10 protein-coding genes are annotated in these 26335 nt (G+C 32.2%); 9 read left to right on the forward strand and 1 reads right to left on the reverse strand.

Annotated features, from left to right (window positions below; genetic code table 11):
- Positions 1-36: 36 nt before the first annotated feature.
- The 8 genes from NEF87_RS02380 to NEF87_RS02415 all read left to right on the forward strand — a co-directional run bounded on the left by NEF87_RS02380 (position 37) and on the right by NEF87_RS02415 (position 23769).
- Positions 37-4728 (forward strand): ATP-binding protein, encoded by a 4692-nt coding sequence (locus NEF87_RS02380; RefSeq protein ID WP_457918469.1) that lies wholly within the window; start codon positions 37-39, stop codon positions 4726-4728.
- Positions 4729-4749: 21 nt separating this feature from the next.
- The gene (locus NEF87_RS02385; protein WP_457918470.1) at positions 4750-4881 is read left to right on the forward strand and encodes a Smr/MutS family protein; all 132 of its coding nucleotides are present in this window, start codon (positions 4750-4752) and stop codon (positions 4879-4881) included.
- A 327-nt stretch (positions 4882-5208) separates the two neighbouring features.
- Positions 5209-6057: a CBS domain-containing protein gene (locus NEF87_RS02390; RefSeq protein ID WP_457918471.1), complete on the forward strand. Its 849-nt coding sequence runs from the start codon at positions 5209-5211 to the stop codon at positions 6055-6057.
- 535 nt (positions 6058-6592) lie between these two features.
- Positions 6593-9472: a helicase-related protein gene (locus NEF87_RS02395; protein ID WP_457918472.1), complete on the forward strand. Its 2880-nt coding sequence runs from the start codon at positions 6593-6595 to the stop codon at positions 9470-9472.
- Between the two features lie 6 nt (positions 9473-9478).
- Positions 9479-13162, forward strand: coding sequence for an Eco57I restriction-modification methylase domain-containing protein (locus NEF87_RS02400; protein WP_457918473.1), 3684 nt, complete (start codon positions 9479-9481; stop codon positions 13160-13162).
- A 14-nt stretch (positions 13163-13176) separates the two neighbouring features.
- Positions 13177-17277 (forward strand): Eco57I restriction-modification methylase domain-containing protein, encoded by a 4101-nt coding sequence (locus tag NEF87_RS02405; RefSeq protein ID WP_457918474.1) that lies wholly within the window; start codon positions 13177-13179, stop codon positions 17275-17277.
- On the forward strand, positions 17278-22629 hold the full coding sequence (locus NEF87_RS02410) for a DEAD/DEAH box helicase (protein WP_457918475.1): 5352 nt from the start codon (positions 17278-17280) through the stop codon (positions 22627-22629).
- 234 nt (positions 22630-22863) lie between these two features.
- Positions 22864-23769 (forward strand): hypothetical protein, encoded by a 906-nt coding sequence (locus NEF87_RS02415; RefSeq protein ID WP_457918476.1) that lies wholly within the window; start codon positions 22864-22866, stop codon positions 23767-23769.
- A gap of 6 nt (positions 23770-23775) precedes the next feature.
- Here NEF87_RS02415 and NEF87_RS02420 read toward each other — a convergent pair whose 3' ends face one another.
- Positions 23776-24726: a hypothetical protein gene (locus tag NEF87_RS02420; protein WP_457918477.1), complete on the reverse strand. Its 951-nt coding sequence runs from the start codon at positions 24724-24726 to the stop codon at positions 23776-23778.
- Positions 24727-25326: 600 nt separating this feature from the next.
- Here NEF87_RS02420 and NEF87_RS02425 point away from each other — a divergent pair.
- On the forward strand, positions 25327-26307 hold the full coding sequence (locus NEF87_RS02425; RefSeq protein ID WP_457918478.1) for an HNH endonuclease: 981 nt from the start codon (positions 25327-25329) through the stop codon (positions 26305-26307).
- Positions 26308-26335 lie beyond the last annotated feature (28 nt).

A 26335-nucleotide genomic window follows, 5' to 3' on the forward strand; every position in this document is an offset into this window, starting at 1 on the left:
TCAGCTCCTTCTTTTTTTCTATCAAAGTGATTAATTATGGTCAAAGTCTTCTCAGAAATTGGATCAAATAAAATTAGTAAACAACATAAGAAAATTATCAGATGGATGGAACAATCATCCGAATTTAAGGATGCTGTTGTATTTTTAGAATTTCGATTTCATGGATTTGGATCTCGAGATGTGGATATACTTGTTTTACTAAATGATCGGATTCATTTGATTGAATTGAAAGGACACACATTTACAGATATTCCAATGAATGGGAAGTGGCAATTTTATGATCATAAAACTCATCAAAAAAAAGAATACCCTCCTGAGGGGAGGAGAAATCAAGAAACGCCATATCAACAAGCGATTAATACTGCAAATTCATTAAAGAAATGGATTCAAAATCATTGTAATGAGCTAACTGGTGAGCTCGCTGATAGCATAAACATTCAAAACTTCTTGAAATCTGAAGAAGAATTTGATATATTTCCAATTGTTTTCATTAATGATAATAAATTTTTGGACAAAAAGAAAATACAAGAACATCCTTGGTGTAAAATTTGTGTTGGGACTGCTCAATTGAAGAAGAAATTAAAAAGAAAATATGATACAAGTGTGAAACTAGACTCTATCTTTTTTGAAGAAATGGCAGATATGTTCAATATTTCTGATCAAAAAAAATCCAAAAAGGGTAGAATTAATCAAACTCTAATAAAAATTCTCAGATATATGAAAAAGAATAACCCGAAATGGAAAGATCAAGAAATAATTAGGGATACTGTGTTTGAATCTGGTGAATGTCGTAAAGCAGAAGTAAGAAAAGCAATCAAACGGGGAAAAAAAGAAAATATTATATTCCAATCGAGTGAAGGCTTGATATTGAATGAACTGTTTAGTAAACTAATTAATCTTCAAAAATCTTCAGAAAGTGCTTATAAAGAATGGGAACATATTACTTTGCTATCAATATACCAGAGAAATGGCCCTGAACTTTTCAAACTCTACGTAGATCATATTTATGGAAATCCAGTGGATTTAACTGCACAAGATCAGATGATAAAATCAAACCAAATTTTATCTTCTATCCAAATTATCCCTGGTAATCTTTTATATTATCTTTTTAGTGAAGAAATTCAATATAATTCCCCATCTCCTTCAGGTTTTTTCCGATCAGGAGGTATAATTCACTGTGATATCCAAGATCAAAACTACGCTCCGTTCATCGATAAAACAGGATTTGAAATGAGTCAACTATTGGCACAAAAATTACGCTCTGGTAAAATAGTAGGAATCGTTGGTGCAGCTGCATCAGGAAAGTCTACATTAACTCGTCTTATTGGGTTCCAATTGTTAGAAATGCAAAAATCGGTTATTTATTTCACACCTTCTGATTTTAATGATGAAATTGTTCATCGTATTATAGAATATGAAGGAAACGCCGAAAAAGACGAAAATTCCGAAATATACATAATTTGTGAAAATATTCACTTGTTTTCTGATGTTCAAGCCCAAAATTTGGTTAAGATTATATCAAAAGCCCATTCTTCTCGTTTTCTTGTTACAAGTCGATATATTGGTGACACCTTTTTGGAAAAAATTCCTACAAAAATCAAAGATAAGAATAGGATAGACATTATTGATTTAGATGATGAGGCACAAATCTTGCAACGATATGAAGGATTAACCAGAACTTTTCTTCAATATAAGTTTTCACAGATTACAGGAAAACAGATAGATCAAGTTGTCAAATACATTCTTAAAAATTCCACTAAGGTTGTTTCACTTATTCAAATTGAATTACTTTCAATTGTAGATGTTAAAAATATTAAGGAATTGACGAATAGATGGCTCTCTCCTAGTTTTCATAACCAATATTTTGAATCTACTTTAGAAAAATATGTAGAATCAAAGATCTCAACACTTATAGATGAAAATAGTAATAAAGAAGAAGAAATTAGAACCTTATTATATTGCATTGTAGTTTTTGCATCCCTTGAGATCCCTCTAAGACAAGATTTGCTTGTCACAATCAGTCAAATTAATCCTGAGAGTATCTATGAATATTTTACACAATGGGAATCTTTGAATGAATTCCAACTAAATGAATATGCAGATATATGCCTTCATCCGGTATTAGCGCAAAAGATCTTAGACATTCTACCAAAAATTTCAGAAAATTGGAACTTTTTAGAAAGTAGTTTAATGAAATTACATGCTAAAACACCGGGATTATCAATAAGTGATAAAGTCCGTCAAATTATTGTGGAAGAAGATCCCACCTTTTTAGGACAAATTCTCGGGAGTCAAGGAGAACGTTCTCCATTCTTAGATTTTCGTTCTATTGATATTAAACGTCTTGCCTTCTATTTTGATACCATTTCTTTTGAGGAATTTGTCGAAATTATTAGAATTGTTCGGTATTATAACCCATATTGGTCTCAATTGCGATGGAATGAGTTATTTGAGTTATTGACCATCCCAAATATAATTGAAATGATATTAGAATGTGAGTCGATTCAATCTCTATTAAGTTTCTTAAGAATACTAGACGAATCCAGATGGCCTGGTTTTTGGGAAATAATTGACTCCTTATCGGTTGATTTTCTTATCGATCTATTTGATGAGGAGTTCGATGATGCAGATCGATCATTACGACAACTCAGACAGTGGGGATATCCTAAAATCAATTATCTCGAATACCAAATTGTATTTGATGCGGTATTTAGAATGATAGAAAATCAAAGAAATAGACAATATTGGAGAATTCCCTTTGTAATCACTGAACCTGCTTTTTCAACCATTCAAAATATGGATGTAGATTCATTAATTCAAAATAAACTTAAAGCGGATTGGTTGAGCTTTACAAAATTTATTGAATTCATTGATACTAACGCTGCACGTCTCCATTGTGATAACAATCTCCGCGGAAAAATGATCAACAATGTTTTATCCGACAATCTTCAGAGATATGACATTGATATGTATTGCACGGCATTAAGGTTGATAAAAAGCACCGGTTCTGATCAAAATTCTGAGGTAAAAGAAATATTAGAAAATACAGATTATAACACCTTGCGTGAGAATTTCTTACAGTTGGACGCAAGTTGGCTTAAATTTTATATTTCCCTAACAATTAAATTCGAGATCCCTGAAATAGTCGATTTTCTGCATGGATTCTCTTTGCAAGACATCATCCAAATTTGGAATAATCCAAGAAATGAGGAAGAAGGGCAGAATTACTTGGATGAATTTTTGGTAAAATTACATGAAGTTCAATGGCCATATTTATCTGAGTTTATAGAATCTTTTGGACTGGATTATTATTCTCAAAGATTAGCTGCAGAAAACATTACAAAAAAACCTGAAGAATTCTATGATTCACGTCTTCTGTGGTTTCTTTTAACACATGAATGGCCATCAAAAAATCTTTTTATCGACCATTTTGATTTTATGACATTTGTACAAAATGAGAATGCCCATGCAGCTATCCATTTGTTAGAATTAATTGCACCTATTAATCTTTCAAATTTCATTAACTTAGTAAAAGAGCTTTTTTTAAAGGTATTCTATGAAGAGAGGCATTTTGATTTACATTATGTAATTAAATATTGTATCGATGAAAAGATCCCATGGACAGAATGGGTTGATATTCCCTATATTATTAATGAAACAGAACAGGATACTCGTGAATCCAAAAGATTAATTGAAATCTTAAAGGAATCCGGATGGGAACTCCCAGAACAAGTTAATCTTCTCCTTAAGCAACAAGATTCAAAGAAAAAACAAGACCATTTAAATCGGTTAAGTTCTATTTGGAAAGCCAATTATTATTTGGAGAATGGTCAGCAAGAAAAAGGTATAGAAATATATAAAAATACCATCAATGAAAGCAATATGAAGGGAAATATAGATAAAGCCATTAGAATAATTGATGGATTAAAAAGAATCGACTCAAAAATTAAAGCAAATCTCGCTAATCTCATCTCAATTGAACTTTTCCAATCGGCTCATATTAAGGTAGAAGATCAATTCCATGATGTAGGACATTTATTGAAACGCTTAATTGATAGTGGACATTCACAAATTCCTGAAATTCTTTATGAAATTTTCATTAGAATGTCTCCAAAAAATACAAATAAATTAGTGGAAATCATCTTGAGATATTGTTCATTAGAGCAATATTATGAAAATCTATGGCATTTATTATGGAAACATCAGAAATATGAATACTTGAATGGTTTGACGGATAAATTTGATGGGATAACTGCAAAAAATCAAAATGTAATAGAACCGAAACTTTTCATCGAATTGTTGGATAATTGGTTTCTTTGGGAAATGTATCTCCGGATTTGTATTTACGTTAATGAAGATTCTTCCCAAAAAGAACAATCACTTTTAGACAGTCTTTTCTCGGATAAGCTATCCATCGAAAGACTTTTGGGACTAATTCATATCGAAAAACGGACAAAATCAAGTATCATTCAAAGATTATTTACGTTAGATCAATCGACTTTGTATGGAATCATATCTCGTTCCTCTCCGACATCTTTTATTCGATTTCTACAATTGATGCAGAGTAATTGCCCATATTCTAGTTATGCTGAATTTATTCATCGAATTGAAAACGAGAAATGGGAAAACCTCTTTGAGAATCTCGATGATGAGATGAAAATGAGCGTCAAGATACTATTTATGAGTGTTGGTGTTTCAATTTTTGATAGTTTGGAAATCTATGATTAAAACTTTGAGAGGAAGGAAAAAATGGCAAGATTGGATTTACATAATTGTACTCTTGAGGATGCTAAAATGGAAATATTTAGTTTTCTTCAACACACGCTTGTCACTCGTGATCCAACTGTGGAAATTATCCACGGGCATATTCATGACACATAAATTCGAGATTTCATTGATTCCACAGATTTCCAAGAAAGATGTCAAAAAGAGGGGATCTGCATTGAAAATAAAATTCGACATAGCTAAGGTGGAGCTACGACATTTACAATCGAAATTCCTATAATGAATTCTCCAAACTCACAACAGGATTCTGAAAATCGTTGTATATGTTGAAGAATTGTAAAAAAATAACGCTTTAATATTATTTAGTTCATCTTTTCTTGAGATTTGTTCATTTATTTATTGACTACGAAGAAAAATTGATTATCTTCTTTGATGAATGTCAAAAATCAAAATTTTTTTATATTTCATTGAAAAGAAGATATTATGGGGCATTATCTTCGTCAAAAAGATTTAGAGTATTTATTTTCTTCAAAGATTACTGTATCCTCTATTGTTGAAGATTTAGATTTACTAGATATTTCTAATTCTGTAGAAGACTTCCACGAACAAATGAAAACTAATAATTTTGATGTTTTTGGAGTTAAAAAAGATGGAAAAAATATTGGATATGTTAATTTGGTGGATATTCAAGACCAATTAGAGAAAGAACCAGAAGAAAGGGATGTTATCGAAAATATTTATAAGGAATTTAAAATCGGAGAGCTGATATCTTCTCATACTCCAATTTTGAAAACCATCCTTCTAATGAAAGAAAAAAAGCGTTTATTTATTCTAGAAAATGAAAAAATCTCTGGCATTATAACTAAAGCAGATTTGCAAAAGATCCCTGTCCGAGTTGTCCTTTTTGGATATATTAGTATCTTTGAACATTTCCTCAATACATTAATTAATGAAAAAGCACCTGAAATTAATTTATCTGGAATTATTCCAGAAGAAAAGATACAAGAAGCAAATAGACTTCTTGAACAAAAAAAAATAAATAAAGAAGAAATCGATTTAATTGGTTGTTTGACTTTATCTTCTAAAGCTAAAATTCTCCATAAGGGAATAGAAGGTAATACTTGTGAGACAATATTCAATATTTCTAAATCTAAACTTAGCAAAATTTGTTCCCATGCAGATAAGATTCGAAATAGTATATATCATTCTCAAAAAACTATTAGTTTGAATATCAAGGACAAGATTATGGATAATCTCCTCGAAATGCAAAAAATTTTGGATAATCAACCATTATTTTTTGATAATTGGCCGACTAAGAGTCTTCCAAATTAAAGATCTGTAAAAGTTTATGGTTTTTTTTATGTCTTGAAAATCAACAAGGAAAGTATTGATCATACAGTTTCAACCGTTCATTTTCACTTTTATCATTTTGGTTTTTTTTTAAATGTAGTTGTGCATTCACTCCGGTTGGTGTCTGTTTCAGTAATAATGATCGAATTCTAGTATCTAACAAACCATGCATAATCACAGTCTATTAATGGTATCAATATCTAAATTTTCGAGTTTTCTGGAGAATGGTGGTTAAATTTGTAGTCTTTCAATACATCATGATGAACATTTCCCATATATTGTTCGTACTTCTTTAGAAAGGATTCATTTTTAATTACTCTAATATAAACAAAGTATATATTTTGTAAATTTAATCATAAGGAATTAAGAAGTTTTTTATGGAGACAATAACAAGTTTTAAAAAAGAAACAGACTGAATCTTTACTTTCATTTGTAAGACAAAGAAAAATAAACATTCAAAATAGAGGTTATTAAAATTAATAGTAAATCAATTCCCGATTTTAGTATTGGTGAGATAGTGACTGCCAGACAGCGTCTTTGGCGGATAGATCAAATCCATTTTGATGAAAACCAAGAATTCTATTATTACTCAGTAAGTAATGTTTCAGGGGTACCTTCTAATGAAGTACTCTTTCCTAGCATTGAATCGATTAAAAAAAGTGAAATACCTCCTCCCGCAAAAGATAAATTAGGTTCTCCTCGATATCAACAACTCCTACTACAAGCACTCCGATTAGATTTAATTTATGGCACAACTTCTTTTATCAGCCTTCAAAATTCAAAAGTAATCCCCATTTCATATCAAATGGTTCCTGTTCTCATGGCGCTGAATATGAAAAAGGTGCGTTTACTTTTAGCCGATGATGTAGGTCTTGGTAAAACCGTAGAAACGGGACTTATTTTACAGGAATTATTAGGACGGAAACGAATTAATCGTGTGCTTTTTGTAACTCCGGCGAATCTTCGGGAGCAATGGCAAACTATTCTTCGTAATTTCTTTGGAATAGATGCCGTTATTATGTCTCGTCGTAATCGACGTCATCTGGAATCGGAATTATTAGTAGGAGGTAGTCCTTGGGGATACTACAATTTTGTGATTACATCTGTAGATTATGCCAAACAACTTGATGTACGCAGCGAAATAATGCAATTTAATTGGGATATGGTAGTAATGGATGAAGCCCATAACATTATGATGCCACACGGAGGGGTAGATGATGTTGATAATAAAAACATTAAAAAAAGTTATTTATTTGCCCGTCAATTGACCGAAAAATATCCTCACCTTTTACTATTAACCGCGACTCCTCATAATGGCTATAAAGATTCATATACAAGCTTATTGAAGATGGTTAATCCCAATATTATTGAAGAGGTTGATACCGAAATTGAGATTGACAAAGATTTGGCAATTAACCATGTCTGCCAACGTCGAAGACATGATGTGGAACAATGGATCGGGGATCGCTATGAAAAAAGTCCATTTCCAGAACGCGATTCTGATGAGATTTTCATCACTCCTTCAGACCAATTCCACCATACTATGGAAAAACTCTCTAAATTTGCGAATTATGTTATGAATTACGTAAATAAACTCACCACTGAAGATAATCAACGCAGTTATTGGACAATCTTACACTTTTTCAAACGTGCAATCAGTTCACCGGAAGCATTAATATGTTCTATTGATAATCGAAATGATGAAATAGATAAAAAATTAAATGAAAAACATCAAGCGATTGAAAATTTAACACAGTTCCTTTCGATAGAAGAAGCCGGGCAATCAGTATTAGATGGTGCAGAAACCGATCGAATTTCGGAGGAAGAACGAGATATTCGAAACGATCGAATTGTTTTAGCACAATCAATGGATTTATTATCCCAAGAAAAGGGTTTATTACTTGAGGTACAGGTAGAAGCGGAGAAATTAAAGAAAAAAGACAGAAAAGTGGATGAACTTATCAATGAAATTATTCCTAATTTATTAAAGAATTCCAAAAAAGTCATTCTATTCACCCGATATATCGACACGTTGAAATATATTCACCAAAATCTCAAAGAAACCATAGATAGCGGATCGTTGCGATATAAAGGAATGGATCTCTTTTATGTGCATGGGCAACTCCCATCTCAAAAACGTATGGAAATTTATGACGATTTCTTAAAAAATCCTGCAGCGATTTTAATCTCCACGGATTGTATGGCAGAAGGGATTGATTTGCAATTTTCTGCCAATCAAATCATCAACTATGAATTGACCTGGAATCCGAACCGGCTTGAACAAAGGAATGGACGGGTGGATCGATTCGGACAACCGGAACCAAAGGTGTTCATCCGCACCTTGATCATGAAAGACACGATTGAAATGGATATATTAGAATTACTTGTTAAAAAAGCTCAGAATATTAAAGAAGAATATGGATTTGTCCCCGGGTTTTTCGGAGATCCAAAGGATATAATTGATCGCTTGACGAAAAGACGGAAAGAAAAACTAAAACCACAAGCAACTTTGGATAGCTATTTGAAATTAACTCCTAGAATAATGGATGATTTGGTCTCGACTTTCTACAATAAAGAAAATCTGGAAGAAATTCTGAAAGATTCATTTTACGGTCATAATAATATTGATTTACAAGAGATTGAACATCGGATGCAGATGAGTCAAGAAAAAATCGGTTCAAGCGCCACGATATTTGCATTCTTAAAATCTTCAGTGCAACTCTATAAAGGGAATCTAACTCAAGCTAAAGAAAACGAACATATTTTTGAGGTGCAATTACCACCCGAAATACTACATGATCTCAATGTAGAGGTGGAGGGCCCAATTCGGGTGACACAAAATATGAATCTTGGTGCTACACGAAAAGATGTTGATGCTTTGAGCTTAAAAAATGCTTTAATTGCTGGATTAATTGAAAAGGTAAAAAATGAAGCTTTTATTGAAGAAAAACAATTTTACGGTCGAACTGCAGCATTTACGTCTACACATGCCGAAACGGTAAAAGCAATATATCATCTGAAAATCCGGTATTATATAAACACTGATCCACCGAGTATCACTGAAGAGATTACCACATTGGGTATAGATTTATTTTCTGAAGATATCTTAACCGAAAAGTCTATCAATCAAATAATCTCCGGTGAAATGAATAATGCGGGGAAACCTGATGCATTTGTATTAAAACATATTGCCAAAGCATTAGAAAATACTGATCTGGAAATAAAATTTGAAGATCTTGCAAATCGACGAAAACAAGAATTGATTAATGAGCGTACTGATTTGATCCAACGATTACAGGAACAGGGTTTGACTGCAGATTTGCAGGGGATTTCAGATGTTAAAGTTGTGGGCACAGATCTTCTCACGATCGCTATAATCTATCCTCAAGGAGATTAAAGTTAGATGGCATCACAAGCAAAATTATTACGAAATATTACCACTAATGGAGGACTATTTACCGAAAATATTTTACTGAAATTACGGGATCGTCCCAATTCTAAGAATATTGGCAAAATAACTTATTTTTATTTTCCAGAAGAGATAGAAGAGATTCAAAAAACTGGAAATCCACCACAAACTCTCGATTCTCTTGAGATAAAGCAAAAACGGGAAAAGCTGAAATCCTTACAATCTTCTATTTTTAATTGGGGACAACGTAAGTGGGAAGAAACATATCCTGATTTGGAATTAAATAAATTGGAAGATCCAGACATAGAAACAAAATGGTTGCTTCCTTTATTAGAACAGATCGGTTATGAACTTGAGCCTTTTGACCGATCTTCTGATGATGGGACTGATACAGGGGTGTTAGGTGATTTTCAAATCAAATATCAAACAACAAATCCATCTATCCAATTGTTTTTTCATTTTGTTTGCCCTAATGATGATTTAGATAAAAAAATAAAAACAAATCCCAAACAACTTTCACATCATGATATTTGCCAGCAATATGTGAACTATCATCCAGATGTGAAATGGCTTATTCTTTCTAATGGTACTCAATTACGTCTCCTCTCTACATATTATTACTCATATTCTAAAGGTTATTTGGAGTTCAATCTAAAAGATATTTTTGGAGGAGATCTTCAGGAATTTTTAGTATTTTTTAATATATTGCATCCTTCTCGGTTTATAAAAATCGAACCGGATAAACATTCACTTATTGAAGATTTTCAAGCAGAATCACAGGAAGAAGGTGTAAAAGTAGGAAATAATCTTCGAGATAATGTGCATAATGCAATCGAAACTCTAGGGAATCAGCTTATCCAACAAAATAACGAATTATATACAAATATTAAAAATGAAAAGATCAATTTACAAGAGTATTACGCCGAATTACTGCGAATCATATACCGGATCATTTTCATTTTATATGCGGAGCAAAGAAATATGTTGCCCGGATCCGGAACGTTATATTTCAAAAATTTTTCCTTATCTTCCTTTCGGATGCTGGCAGAAAAACCAATTAAAAACGATTCCCAATCGGATTTATGGCAAAAACTTTTTGTTACTTTTCAACTAGTGAGAGATGGCAATAGTTTTATGGGAATACCTTGTTTTAATGGAATCTTATTTGATAATACCAATTTGTCTATTTTATTTCCAGATGGTAAAGAAAAAGGTATTATATATTCAGTTTCAAATGATATTACATTAGGGATCATCCGACTACTTACTACAGCCCAATTTGGAAACATTCGCCAACGCATCAATTTTATAGAAATTTCAGAGGAAGAAATTGGAGCTATTTATGAATCATTGCTTGAATATCGCCCAATATTTGATAAAAGAGGAAATTTTAATTTGGAATACGAATCTAATGAAAGGAAAGGTACCGGAACCTATTATACTCCAAAAAATATAATTGATATCTTTATTAAAAATACGATAGAACCAAAAATTCGATTTATATTAGATGAACATGCTGGAAATCCACAGATACAGGAAAATGAAATAAGAAAATTAAAAATATGTGATCCTGCTTGTGGTAGTGGCACATTTCTTCTTTCAGTATTAGATTCTATGGGTGAACATTTAGCCAAAATTCGTAGTCCAAATTCCTATCCAACTGAAATAGAATTAAGAAATGCACGACGTGAAATCTTACAACATTGCATTTATGGTGTCGATAAAAATCAACTTGCAGTGGAATTGTGTAAAATTTCTCTTTGGTTACGGGCATGTGTTAAGGATAAACCTTTGAATTTTCTCGATAATCATATTAAATGTGGAGATTCACTACTAGGTATTTTAGAAAAGAAAGAAAATTTAATGATTGAACCTACAAATTATAAAAATCTAAAGTGTAATCCTAATATCAAAAGGAAATTGATTCAACAATTAAAAAATGAGGTAAATTCTTTTAAAAAATCTAAAAATAAAATAGTACCTTTAACGAAATTCCTTGATTCTAATCAAATGGTTATATTCGACATAAAAAAATATGAAAATATCAATAGTTTACCAGAAGATACAAAAGAAGATATTATTCTGAAAATGAGTAAATATAATCACTTACATGATGATCTTAATTTCAAAAAACTAAAACTAATATCAGATACGTGGATTTCGAGTTTTTTATGGTCAATTGATAAAAACATTAAGAGTATTGCAGATTTTTCTTATCCAAATAATATTTTGCTTGAAGAAATTAAATTAGGAAAAATATATAAGAGAAATAATTCTGAAGACACTTCTCAAATTAGTAAAATTCAAAAAATGGCAAAAAAAGAGAAGTTCTTTCATTGGTATTTGGAATTTCCTGAAATTTTTAATAAACCTAACAAAGGCTTTGATTTTATTTTATCAAATCCACCATATGTCGAATCTCGTGGAATACCTGACTATTATTGGAATTGGTTACGACTTCACTACAAGAGTTCATATAAAAAGTTTGATCTCTCGGTTGTTTTTCTCGAAAGGATCGTTCAGTTATTGAAACCTAATGGAAAAGCAGCTATAATAACTTCAAATAAATGGTTAGTTGCAGATTATGGTTTGAAAATAAGAGAAATATATTTAAAAGAAACTAAAATTGAATCTATTTATGACATCTCCCATTTAAATGTATTTTCTGAAGCCGATACTTATCCTATTATCATATTTGTTACTAAACCAGAATTAATTTCAAAGATTGAAGGAAAAGATACTTACTTATTCAAGCCTTCATCATTTAAAGAATTGTGGAATAATGATTATAAAAAAGAAAAATATGCGATCTCTCAAGGTTTTTTTGAAAGATTTCCTAATATTATATTTCCAACTACTATAGAACCTAAAAACATTATGTTATTAACCCACATTTGGAATTTACTTCCAAAATTTGCTTTTCTTCTTGGTGGACTAAATAGTCCATATGTTCTGAAAAAAGGAATACATACAGGCAATATAAAAGAAAAATTAATCTTAAAAAATCCATCTGTTATTCATGATTCGTTTAAGAAATTAATTACAAGCCGAGAAAAAGTGGACAGATATCATTTTTCTTGGGAAGGATATTACGTTAATTATGATCCGAGTATTATTAAAAAGGAAAATGGAGAATATGGTAGCTTAAGAGAAAAATGGATATTTGAAAGTAATCCAAAAATTTTCATTAAATTATTTGGGAAGCGCATACAAGCGGCTTTAGATTCTGAAAAATATTATGCTAATAATTCTATTATTATAGTTGTAAAAAACAATAATGAATCTAAAGAAAACTCAGATGAAATATTATCCATAAATAATGAATTTTATTATCTTATAGGCATATTGAATTCTGATTTGATTTCAGTATTTTACAAAATAATATTTCATCATACTCATGTTCGAGGAGATTTTCTCCAATATTATATCAAAGATTTGGAAAATATTCCAATTATAAAGCCATCCACAGAAAATATTGAAACTGTTATTAAAATTGGAAAAATTGCAAAAAAGTTAATTAAATTATATATTACTGTAGAGATTAATAAAGATAAAATCCAAATCTTAGAAGATGAGTTGAATAATTTAATACATATTTTGTATAAGTTAGAACAATTAAATTTGGGTTCATCATGGAATGAATTAAAAAATCAATTCCTAGATTATATTGATTTTTAGGAGTTAACAAATCAATGACATCAAACGCAAAATTATTACGGAATATAACCACCAGTGGGGGACTGTTTACAGAAAATATTTTATTGCGATTACGAGATCAACCCAATTCAAAGAATATCGGTAAAGCTACATATTTTTATTCAGTAAAAGAAATAGAAGAGATAAAAAATACTGGAAAATCACCACAAACTCTTGACTCTCTAGGCATTAAACAAAGACAGGAAAGATTAAATTCCCTTAGAACCACAATTTTCGATTGGGCACAGCGGAAATGGGAAGAAATTTTTCCAGATATGAAACTACATAAAGTAATAAAATCCGATATTGAAAAGAAATGGTTACTTCCCTTATTTGAACAGATTGGTTATGAACTTGAACCATTTAACCAATCATCAAGTGAAGAATTCGATACCGAGGTTCTTGGCGATTTTCATATTAAGTATCAACCAAAAATCCCCAAAGTGCAAGTTTATTTCCATTTTGTTTCTCCCTATGATGATCTCGATCAAAAAGTAAAATCAAATCCAAAACAACTCTCCCATCATGAAATTTGTCAACAATTTGTGAACTATCATCCCAATGTGAAATGGTTAATCCTATCAAATGGCACACAACTGCGGCTCCTCTCAACATACTACTATTCTTATTCTAAAGGTTATGTAGAGTTTAATTTACAAGATATTTTTGGTGGGGATCTGCAAGAATTCAAAGTAATGTTCAATATGATACATCCTTCTAGGTTTGTCGGTATCGAATCAGAGAAAAAATTGCTTATTGAAGATTTCCAAGCAGAATCAAAAGAAGAAGGAGTAAAGGTGGGAGATAATCTCCGGGATAATGTACATAATGCAATCGAAATGCTCGGTAATAAGCTAATTCAACAGAATGATGAGCTTTATAAGCAAACTAAACAGGAAAAGATCGATTTACAAAAATACTATGCCGAATTATTACGGATCATCTACCGGATCATTTTCATTTTATATGCAGAACAAAGAAATATGCTGCCTGGATCTGGAACTCTATATTTCAAGAATTTTTCCTTATCTTCATTTCGGATGATGGCAGAAAAACCAATTAAGAATGATTCCCAATCAGACTTATGGCAAAAACTCTTCTTAACTTTTCAGCTTGTTAAAAATGGAAATAAAAAAATGGGGGTGCCATGCTTTAATGGAAGTCTCTTCGATAATACAAATTTATCAATTTTATTTCCTAATGGTGGAAAAGAAGGTATAAAATACATTATCTCAAATGATATCTTATTAAGAATCATCCGGTTACTCACAACTGCTCAAATAGGCAATATTCTCCAAAGAATTAATTTTATTGAAATATCTGAAGAAGAAATTGGAGCTATATATGAATCCTTACTTGACTATTTTCCTGTTTTTAGCAAAAGGGATCAATTTAAACTCCCCTATCAAACCACTGAGCGAAAGGGTACGGGTTCTTATTATACTCCCAAATCTTTAATTGATATTTTATTGAAAACAACGTTAAAACCATTGATAGACGATACACTTGCAAATATCGGAATTGATCCTTTTGACCAAGAAAAAGCGATATTAAGAATCAAAATTTGCGATCCTGCTTGTGGTGGAGGTACCTTTTTACTATCTGCTTTAGATTTTATTGGAGAAAAATTAGCAAAAATTCGTAAAACAGATTCAAGTCCAACAGAGGATGACTTACGACATGCTCGTCGCGATGTCTTACAAAATTGCATCTATGGTGTTGATAAAAATTCCCTTGCGGTTGAATTATGTAAAATATCTCTTTGGTTACGAGCATGTGTTAAGGATAAACCGTTGAATTATCTCGATAATCATATAAAATGCGGGAATTCCTTAATTGGATTTGGAAAAAACCCTGAAAGTTTATTAATTTCAGATAAAAATTTTAAGGCTTTGAAAGGAAATAAACAAACAGGAATTGAATCTGAAAATAAGAAATTATGGAATGAAATTAAAAAACAAGTTCAGGATGAATTAAAAAATCTAAAGAAAACAAAAGCAAAACCTGGAACTTTGACAAAATTTCTCCCTGGACAAGAACTAAAGTTGGATATTAAAAAATTTCAAGAAATCAGTAATATGACTGAAAATTCAATTGAAGAAATAAATCTGAAAAAAAAAAAATATACTGAATGTTTTAACCGAGAGATCTATAAATCTCTAAAATATTATGCAGATGCATGGACGGCCAGTTTTTTTTGGCCATTAGAAGAGAAAAATGTTAGATTTATTGATTATAAATATCCTAATAATACTTTATTAAATGATCTGAAAAATGGACGTATTATTAGCAAAAGTCAAAAAATATTAGAGAATATTTCTGAAATTTCTAAGCAATATCAATTTTTCCATTGGTATTTAGAATTTCCTGAAGTTTTTGATAAAAAAAAGCAAGGATTTGATTTAATTTTAGGAAACCCACCATGGGATGTTATTGAATTCAAAGAAAATGAATTTTTTATTGGAAAAGATTTGGAAATAACTCAAGCAGGAAATCAATCTAAACGCAGAGAATTGATTAAATCTCGCAAAAATACTAATCATTCTTTGTGGAAAACATATAAGCAAAATTATAATCAATTATTGAAAGAAAAACACTTTTATTCTCAGTCTAATTTTTACTTTTACACTGCTAAAGGAAAAATGAATTTATATCCACTTTTTACTGAAAAATTTAGCAATTTACTAACAAAACAAGGAAGACTTGGTTATATTGTACCTTCAAAACTCATTACAAATTATTTTATGCAAGATTTTTTTAACAAATTAGTCAATGAGAAGAAAATAATCTCTCTTTTTGATTTTAATAATAAAGAAAATCTTTTTAGAGGCATAAGTTCTCAGCAGAAATTTTGCCTGATTTCTTTAGGAAATGTGTCGAAGGAATCTAAATTTATCCCAATGGCTTTTGAATTGGAAAAAATTGAAGAAATAAATCCTGTCTTAAATTTAATGGAATATTATAATTTAGAAGATATTTCAAATCAATTAAATCTTGATTCAAAACTTTTATTATTAGAGAGTAATGATTTTCAAACTTTTAATCCGAATACAAAAACATGTCCAATTTTCACTAACAATTTCACTTACAAAATTTTTAAGAAAGCATATAAGTATCCAATTTTAATTTTAAGAGATGAATCAAATAATGAATTAAAAAATTGTTGTAATATCGAAATATCAACTATTTTTAATGCTGCTTCTGATTCAAATCTATTTATTGAGAAAAAAGATTTAGAAAAATTAAAAGTTGAATCAGAAAATAAATTATCCGGTGGAATATGGAAAGATGATAAAAATAAATATCTACCACTATACGCTGGAAAAATGGTATGGCAATATGATCATAGATATCAAGGAATAATTAAAACAAAAGCAGCACAAAGAAATGAAAAATCTTTCGCAATTTCTGAGGAACAGAAGAAAAATATTCAATTTTACAACATACCTGCATATTGGATCAAAGAAGAAGATTTTATGGCAAATCTTCCCAAAAAATGGAATAAAAAGTGGTTTTTTGCATTTAGAGATATAACAGGATCAAAAAACGAGAGATCATTAGTCTGTTCGATAATTCCATTTTATCCAAGCAATCATACACTTCCAATTGTATACCAAAAGGAAGATAATGAACATAATGCGGAAAATCTTTGTATACTCATCGCTAATTTTAATACTCTTATTATGGATTACATCGCCCGTCAAAAGATATCCAGTCAACATATGAGTTTTTATGTAGTTGAACAATTACCTGTCATTCCTTTTGAAAAATATCCTACAAATATAAAAGCCCTGATAGTGAACAAAATCTTAAAATTATCTTATAATTCTCTAGATTTAGAAGAATTTGCCAAAGATTTAAATTTTACAGAAAATCCCTTTATTTGGAATGAAGAAATTAGACTTAAAATAAAATGTGAGATTGATGCAATTTATGCATTGTTATATAAAATTGAGCGAGATGAATTGGAAAAGATTATTGAAACATTTGATGTTTTAGAGAAAAAGGAATTAGATAAATATGGTTCTTTTAAAACTAAAAGTTTAATCTTAGATAATTTTGATAAATTTGCACAAAAATTGGAGTTGTTTGAATAAATGCCAGAACAATTAAAAAGACAAAAACCACAAAACATTTTTTTAATGGCCGATCGTCTACAAGAGACGTATGAACAATTTGTCCGTTCATTCCAATATTTTCAAAATGAGAAAATTCAAACGTGGGTGGACGATCAGATGGAAAAGCACGATCTACTTTTCCGAGATCCGTATATTGAATTGAATTTCCAATTTGAAAATGGAATTCCACTTGCAGAGATGGTCACCCAAAACTATATGCATGCAAGAATCCCAGAAATCTTCAAAATTTCTCCCTACAAACACCAATCTCAAGCAATTACTCGGATTCTCAAAGAAAACCAAAATATTATCGTGTCCACGGGAACGGGCTCCGGAAAAAGCTTGTGTTATTGGATTCCTATTATCAATACATGTCTGGAAATGAAGCAGAAAGGATTAGACGGGATTAAAGCAATTGTTATTTTCCCGATGAATGCCTTAGCCAATTCTCAATACAATGCATTGGTGGATACAATCCAAGATTATACGGATCTCAAAGTTGGGCGATATACAGGAGATACAGCATACTCACGGAAAGAAGGGGAGAAATTACTAGAAGAACGCGCCACACGAGAACCTTACAAATGTGAATATCTCTCCCGGCAAGAGATGCAAGATAACCCCCCCGATATTCTTATTACGAATTATGTAATGTTGGATCTCTTACTTATGCGGCATGATGATAAAAAACTCTTTCCCGGAAAACATGAAGGTCACCTCAAATACCTCGTCTTAGATGAAATTCACACCTATAATGGAAATACGGGATCGGATGTAGCTTGTCTCGTTCGCCGATTGAAGGAAAAAACCAATACCATTGGAAAACTCCGCTGTATTGGCACTAGTGCAACCATTCAGGATAATAAAAAAGACACCGATCCAAATCAACCTTCTTCGATTATCGAATTTGCAGAAAAAATATTTGGAGAACCCTTCACCAACAATAGTTTAATTACAGCAACGCACATCAAATCAGATGTTACATTCGATAAAATCGTGAAACTCCCAAAAACCATTAAAATTGATACTGAGGAACTGAATGCCTTTGATGGAACCCTCCCTACAACGATTCCAATCGCAAATAAATTACTCGCGAGCCCTCTCACTTCAGAGGAAGTGGGCGATGAATTTCAATTAGGTGTTAAATTTGAATATCATGAAACGATTTTATTCCTCCAAGATCAACTCAAAGAAATCGCTCAATCACTTAAAGATCTTGCCACCACCTACCGATCCAAATTACGACCGGGAGAATCCGAAGCAAAATGTTTACAAGAGTTAAAAGCCGCATTTTTAGTGGGAACCGTCGGAAAAATTACCAAAAACGAAGAAAAACGCCCATTAATTGTGCCAAAACTGCATCTCTTCTTCTCCCGAGGGCACGATATTCACTCCAGTCTCACCCAACTCGGCCCTTATCCCACGATAGATGGGAATGTCATTTGCCACGAAACCGAATACAAGACCTACCCGATGTATTTCTGTCGGAATTGTGGGCATGAATTTTATAGTGTGATCATATCCGAAGATAATATGGTCTATCCGCGCAATTTAGATGAAGAACAACCCGGAAAACTTTTCTATCTCACCCCTATCACTGATGCGAATAATAATTGGGAGGTTCCCGAACAATGGATCAATACAAAAGGCGATGTAAAGAAGAGTTACCAACCTGCGCAACCCACACGAACATTATACTGTCCGAAACATAACGTGATCGAAAGCACGTGCGGATGTCCTAAAGTATTGGAAGTCTGGCAGATTGCCTATCCGATCCAACTCTGTCCTTCATGTAATATTTTTTATACCAAACGCAAAGGTGAATATGGAAAACTCTTTTCGTTCAACTCCACCGGACGGAGTTCTTCCACCGATGTCTTAACGGCTAAGCTCTTGAGAAATTTATCACGAGACCAAAAAAAGTTAATTGTTTTTACCGATAACCGTCAAGATACGTCATTGCAAGCAGAACATTTGAATGAATTTCAACGACGCTTGAATTTTCGCCAGATCATGCTCGGAGTTCTCCAAAAAATTCACACACATGGCGATCGGATCACGGATCTCGAAATTGGGAATTATATCTTCGCATATCTTTCCGAAACAGGAAAACTCCCCGAGTACAGTATCGAAGAAGCGGATGAGTTTAGTTCGGCTCCCCCGCCCATTATTGAATATAAAAGTTTTCTCACATATTTGGCAGTATCCGATATTATGCAGTCCAATTATTTCCTCGACCTCAATCTGGATAAATTGGGAATTTTAAAAATCGAGTACGATATGTTGCATAAACTCGCCGGACACTCTCAATTAACCAATCATTTTATCTTTAAACGATATAACCCCACTCAGAATTATGATTATATGCGAGGATTGCTGGATATATTCAGGTGGAATGGGGCAATTGCAAACGGGAATTTTAGCAAATCGGGGAGTAAATTCAAACAATGGGAACGAAAAATTAAGGCAGACCTCCTCTTCGATATTAACAAAAATCATTTTACCAATTTTGGCTATACATTTGAGATACCGAAAAATCCCAAGACAAATAAACGCAGTCGGGTGCTCTATGATAACTACGCAGTATCATTGAAAAGTTTGACTGGTAATAACTCCGTAATTCTTAATTGGACCCAAAAATTCTTCAAAGTGGAAAAAGAGGATGCGGAAAAAATTATCATTGAAATGATTCAAATTCTCGAAAAAACCAAATTTATCCAAAAGATCTGGGCGGATCGTCCGAAAACCGATTTTTACCAAATCGCAGAAGGCAAAATCCTTTTCAAATTAAACGCAGAAGAGCAATTTCAGCAATGTCCCAAATGCCATAAAGTGTTTTATTTTGATGAATTTTCCGAGTGTGCGTGGCGGAATTGTCCGACCCTCAAATCTCATATTGTTGATCATGACAATTATTACTACAAACTCTACCAAACAGAAAATGATCCCTATTCGGAAATCCATGCGAAAGAGCATAGTGCTCAAGTGGATGGGAAAATGCGGGAAGAGTTTGAAGATAATTTCAAAGCAACAAAGAAAGAAAGCTTAAACGTATTGGTGTGCACCCCCACCATGGAATTGGGGATAGATATCGGTGACCTGTCCGCGATTATTATGCGGAATGTACCCCCCGATCCCAGTCGCTATGCCCAACGAGCCGGAAGGGCAGGAAGAAAAAATCAACCCTCAATTATTGTGGTATTCTGTGGGACCGGATATGCCAAAGGACCGCATGATCAATACTTTTATCAGCGCCCGGATCTCATAGTTTCTGGAAAGATCGAACCACCTAATTTTCTCTTGGATAATCGGAAACTGATTCAACGGCATTTGCATTCGATGATCTTTGAACATATGGATACTAAAATTTCGCAAAAATTAGGGGCGAACTGGGATCTGCAGAATGATAACACTCAACCACCATTTCCGATGCATGAAGGTTTGAAAAACCAAATCGATCGGGAAATCCTCCGTAAAAAAGCAGTCTTACTTTCTCAAATCCAATTGGCCTTTACAGCAGAAATTGGGAAATTTGATAAATGGTTCAATGAAGATTTTATCCTTAGTATTATCTCCCAGTTTCGATCCCGGCTCGATAAAATTTTCGATGAATTTCGGGATGATTACTACATACTCTTAGATGAACTTGATTTTCTGCATTCAAAGACGCGAACGGGAGATACTTCCTATAAGAAAGATCGCAAATATTCCGCGCTAAAATTTAAGTTGAAAAAGATTACCGAAGGTAATCTACCGTATACAACCTTTTCCTATCTCTCCAATTATGGGTTTATTCCGAACTATGGATTCTCGAGTTCTGCATCCATGGTGTCCATGTATAACCTGAGTAAAGATAAAACTTTTGATTTATGGCGTTCTTCTGTCATTGCCATCCGGGAATATGCTCCTTATAATCAGATTTATTTCCTCGGCAATAAATACCAAGTGACTAAAGCAGAGGTGAGAACCACTAAAGGCAAAATTGAAGTGCAGGATATGTATATCTGCCCGTATTGTGAAGAGATCTTGATGGATACACCCCAGCAAAAAGTAAAGTGTCTTTCGAATTGTCTGAGTTGTCAAAACCCAATTGATAATGGACAATTCAAGTATGCCTTCGAGTTTCCGCACATGTCCTCAATCAATAAAGAACGAATTACCTGTGATGAAGAAGCACGGATGGTCAAAGGCTATGAAGTTTCCATGAACTACAAATGGACCAATAAAGCGAAAGAATATCAAATTATCGAAACTAAGAATGATAACGCATTAGTGGAATTGTCCTATGAGCATAATGGGAAAATTTTCATTGTGAATAAGGGCGTGGTGAAAAGTGATAAAAACAACCCGAATGAATCTAATTTAGAACCCTTTTATTATTGTAGTGCCTGTGGGGCGTGGTTACATGAAACACAAGTGAATACTCACTTGGATAATTGTGAGCGAAATGGCACAAGTGAAAATCTCTATAATGATGGATATTGGCTCTTTGTCGAAGGGAATCATGATGTGTTAGAATTTAAGGTACCATTCATAGGACCAGTACATCCTTCTATTAAAGAAATTCTGACATTCTACACCACAATGAAAGAGACTATCACCCAATCAATCTTGATAACGTTCAATTTAGGGGAAAATGAAATCATGCGTTTCCTCCGACCTCAGCAAGGTACGGACAATTTTTCTATTGTAATCTTTGAGAAAGAAGAAGGTGGCACAGGAATATTGAAATCGCTGCTGAATCCCGAAATTACACGGTTTGACCAGTTTATTAAAAATCTGAAACGAATTCTTCATGTGGAAAAATTAGTTCCTTATCAAGAAACTCGGGATGCGTGCCATAAAGCATGCTATAACTGTCTCTTAGGGTTCCGCAATCAATTTGAGCACGAGTATTTGGACCGGAAGAGTATCCTCCCAATAATCACTCGGCTAGAACAAATCACTTTAGAAGCAAAGAAGAATGAATCAGAGAATGCTGAAGATCATTTCACTCAACTCTTGGACCAATGTGATTCAGATCTCGAAAAACTGGTTTTAAAGGAAATTCAAAAACAAAACTTGCATTTTCCCACCGAAGCACAGAAAACCTATTTCCAAGGTGATACTCCCATAGTAACTGCCGATTTCTTCTATACACCCGAAACCTATATCTTTGTCGATGGCCCTCCTCATGAACAAGATCATGTGGAACTTGATGATAAAAACAAACGTGGAATATTAGAAAGTCATGGTAAAATCGTGATTGAAATGGATTTTTGTGATGGGCTATATAAACACCAGCCAGAATTAATTAAAAAAGAAGTGCAAAAGTTGAAACAATATTTATAATTAATCAAAATAAATGAACGGAATATGACTGATGAACGAATAATTTGGCAAGAATCTGCTTGAGATAAAGATCGAAATTATATTAATATCTGTTTAAAATATAATGTAATTTTAAATGGTCCGGGTCGATTTGGTCCTTGGCCAAAGTGTGAACCAGAACTTCGAGAATATGGAAGAGAAATAGGAATAGATAAGGGTCGAAAGGTAGAAGATTTACGCAGATTCGCAGAACAGATGAAGGAAGGAGATATTGTTTTATTACGTTTAGGCACCGATCAAATTCATGCGGTAGGAATTGTTGTAGGAGATTATCGTTATAATGAGTTGTTCGCTGATGTAGATGGATGGGATATTCAACATGTTCGTCGAGTAAAATGGATCTGGCCAAATTCAATATATGGTGAGAAAGTTAAAAAGTTTCCAACTTATTCTGCAAAAAGTGGAGATACAACTCAGTTGCTTGGAGAAAATAGCAAAAGAAAACCCATTTTAGATTGGTTTAATGAATTGGAAATTAGTTTTGATGAAATAAATTTAAGTTTACCCCCTCTTCCAGAAATAGAAATCGATAATCGAAATATAACTTTAGATTTAATTGGAGAATTTCTTTTCGATAAAGGGGTATCTTATCAATCAATTGAAAATCTAAAACAAGTTATTGATGATCTTCAAATGATTGCTAAATGGTATGATGGAGATGCGAAACTAAAACCATCGGAATATGAAACAGAATGCTATCTAATCATACCTTTACTAAGAGCATTAGGTTGGACTCCCCAAAAAATGAAATTAGAATATAGTCCTCCCAAACATCGAAAACGAATTGATATTGCTTTATTTACATATTTACCAAGAAATGAAGAAAACATTACTACAATTGTCGAAGCTAAAAAAAAAGGGAGATCTATATTCAGAGCATTTAATCAAGCAAAAAATTATGCAGATACGAATGTTAATATAAAAAAAATCATCGTTTCGGATGGAATACGATATGCTGTTTATTTCAAGAAAGAGAATAAATGGAAATTACATGCTTATTTAAATCTAATTCGATTTCAGATTGATTATCCTATTTATAATTGTTCAGGTACATTAGAAGCGTTATGGACTATGACACCAGAATGGAAAGAAGGTTTTTAATTCAATCTAATTGTCACTTTCACGCGCAGCGAGATATAGCTTCCATTTACTTTTTTTCTTATCAAATTTAGGATTAAAGATCGCCATCCCAGGGGTAAACTCAATTATGAGTGAATTGCTATTAGTTTTTTCATTTTCAATAGATTTTAGATTTTTCTCGCATACTATTGATAAAACTTCAAATATTTCTTGAAGTTCGGATAACGAAAAGTAGGATGCATATTTTTCCTTTAATTTTTTTAATTTATTGGATAAGGCGGAAGAATCGTTATTCTTTATGAAAACACATCCACCCAAGTCATTTTCCATAAATATTAAATTTTCATGGAGAGTTCGGTACGAATTCCCCCAAGATCTAGGTTTTATTACGGGATTTACATGTATATTGGAATTTTCTCGAATTTGTTTTTTATATCTTAATTTTCCATGAGGATCAATGATAACAGAGAATTGTTCATCAATTGGTGAGAGAATTACTACCGAATGAGTATACACTTGAAGGAAAACATCATCAAATTCTCCTTGTTGTGTAATCTGATTCAATGTTTTAATTGTATCATTTATCAGTCCAAAATTGAGTTTAATTTGTGAAACTTTACTTGAAATTTGGATAGGAGATTTATTCGTGCCGATTCCTATGGTATGCATGGCATTCATGGCAAAATGAGGATTTATTACCGCCGGGAAATAGTTTTTCCAAAATTGTATAAAATTCGGAATATTCTGATTGATGTTCAAGTATTCAGGATTAACCTCTATTAATTTAGTTTGAATTGTTTGTGAAAATTCTCGACGATTGAGACTTTTTGCTAAATTTTGAGAACTTTGACTTTTAAGAATTACAGATTTTGAACCATCCGCTTCTGAATTTGATCGATTTGTGATAATTATCGACTTTTTATTTGAGTCGGCAAGTTCTGGGTTAGAATCTTGCTGTAAATCTTCAGAGATTTTCAATTCTTTCACAATACTGATATTCTTTTTGATATTATATAAAAACCCATATTAATCTCTTCATAAACACAAAAAATTCATTTTTTCTAAAAGTGTGTTACAAGTGTAATACTTTTAGATGCACTCCCCCTCAAAGCCGCCCTTTGAATATCCAAGTAACATTGATTGTTAAATCAAGTAAAAAAGATTCAGGAATAAAAACTTATTGTCAATTGCATCCTTGTAAATGTACCAGATCATCAAAAAATCTAAATATATGTAGAATAATTCTATAGAAAATAAAGCATAATAATATGGATATGATTGAATGCACAACAAATAGATTTTTTCATAGAAATATCATGTTAATGACAAAATTTAGTTTTAAAAAATTAAAAAGAGAATATTGTGAAGCTTTTTATGGAATCCCAATAAAATGTTAAAAGATGAAGGCAAAAATCTGGCATGCATGTATGATAGAAGGAAAATTCAGCCCCATTCTGCCTTTCACTGACAAAAAATTTTTCAACAAACAAGGAGCGCTTTACAATTTCTGCAAAAAATAACCCTAATTCAAATATAAGGATCGAAACACAATTCAGCCGGTTTTTCCAACAAACTAGCATGACATCTTCCTACAAACCGATCATCCTCAAAGCACTACTTCATAATGTGAAGAACAGCAAGGGGATTCATAAAAATAACATTATCCTAATCCCAATAGAGAACATTGTTGAATATTTTTTCAAGTTTAATTATGCTCTAATGAAACGTTATCGCTTGCAACAACTGAATAATCGGAAAAGCAATGTGGTAATTTACAAAATAATTGACAAATTCTACGGGAATGAATCAGGATTAAAGACTCCCAAAAAGATAGCTTCTAAAGCTTTGAAGAAAACGCGAAACTTACTTTTTCGACATGTCTTATTTCTCTTAAGAGCCGATGCCCACATCTATGATTTTTTCACAGAAGATCAGAATAAAATGGATTTACCATCCCAAATAAAAAATGAAAGAGAATTTCAAGAACTTTTAAGGAAAACAAATTCAGAAATAAAAGATATTACCTACTTAGGGATAAATCGAGACATCCATAATTTTATGCTTCGGCAAGCACCCATCCTCGAAAGTGCTCTACTCGCTTTACTGGTGCAATTTTTAGAAAAAGTGAATACGGTGCCGAATTTAAGCCAAAAATTGTTAGTAGCAACTGAAGAATATCACTTCCAACGGAATATTCCCGAAGGGGAAAAACAGCGTCTCTTTGAATATCAACAGGATATTTGTTTCTATTGTGGAAAAAAGGTTGACCCTCAGCAAGAAAAGATGCAAGCAGATCATTTCATCCCCTATACATATATTTTTGAATCTCAGATCTGGAATATTGTAGGAGCATGTCCTCAATGCAATTTGAAGAAATCCAATAGAATCACTCAAGAAACATACTTAGATAAAATAGTTTCTAGAAATCGAGATCCTGCATTTTCAGCTCAATTTTTTAAGCCGTATGATCAATCCGAATCATCGATAAAAGCCCTAAATATCTTATTAGAAAATCTATACATGAGTTGTAGGATCTATTTCAAATCAATTGATCTCTAATATTTCTACAAAATTGCTATTTATGATA

Source organism: Candidatus Lokiarchaeum ossiferum (genome assembly GCA_025839675.1).
GTDB classification, from domain to species: Archaea; Asgardarchaeota; Lokiarchaeia; order Sigyniarchaeales; family Promethearchaeaceae; genus Lokiarchaeum; species Lokiarchaeum ossiferum.

Coding starts and splice junctions, on each gene's coding strand:
- NEF87_RS02380 (WP_457918469.1), top strand. CDS start 37: ATGGTCAAAGTCTTCTCAGAAATTGGATCAAATAAAATTAGTAAACAA.
- NEF87_RS02385 (WP_457918470.1), top strand. CDS start 4,750: ATGGCAAGATTGGATTTACATAATTGTACTCTTGAGGATGCTAAAATG.
- NEF87_RS02390 (WP_457918471.1), top strand. CDS start 5,209: ATGGGGCATTATCTTCGTCAAAAAGATTTAGAGTATTTATTTTCTTCA.
- NEF87_RS02400 (WP_457918473.1), top strand. CDS start 9,479: ATGGCATCACAAGCAAAATTATTACGAAATATTACCACTAATGGAGGA.
- NEF87_RS02405 (WP_457918474.1), top strand. CDS start 13,177: ATGACATCAAACGCAAAATTATTACGGAATATAACCACCAGTGGGGGA.
- NEF87_RS02410 (WP_457918475.1), top strand. CDS start 17,278: ATGCCAGAACAATTAAAAAGACAAAAACCACAAAACATTTTTTTAATG.
- NEF87_RS02415 (WP_457918476.1), top strand. CDS start 22,864: ATGAAGGAAGGAGATATTGTTTTATTACGTTTAGGCACCGATCAAATT.
- NEF87_RS02425 (WP_457918478.1), top strand. CDS start 25,327: ATGACATCTTCCTACAAACCGATCATCCTCAAAGCACTACTTCATAAT.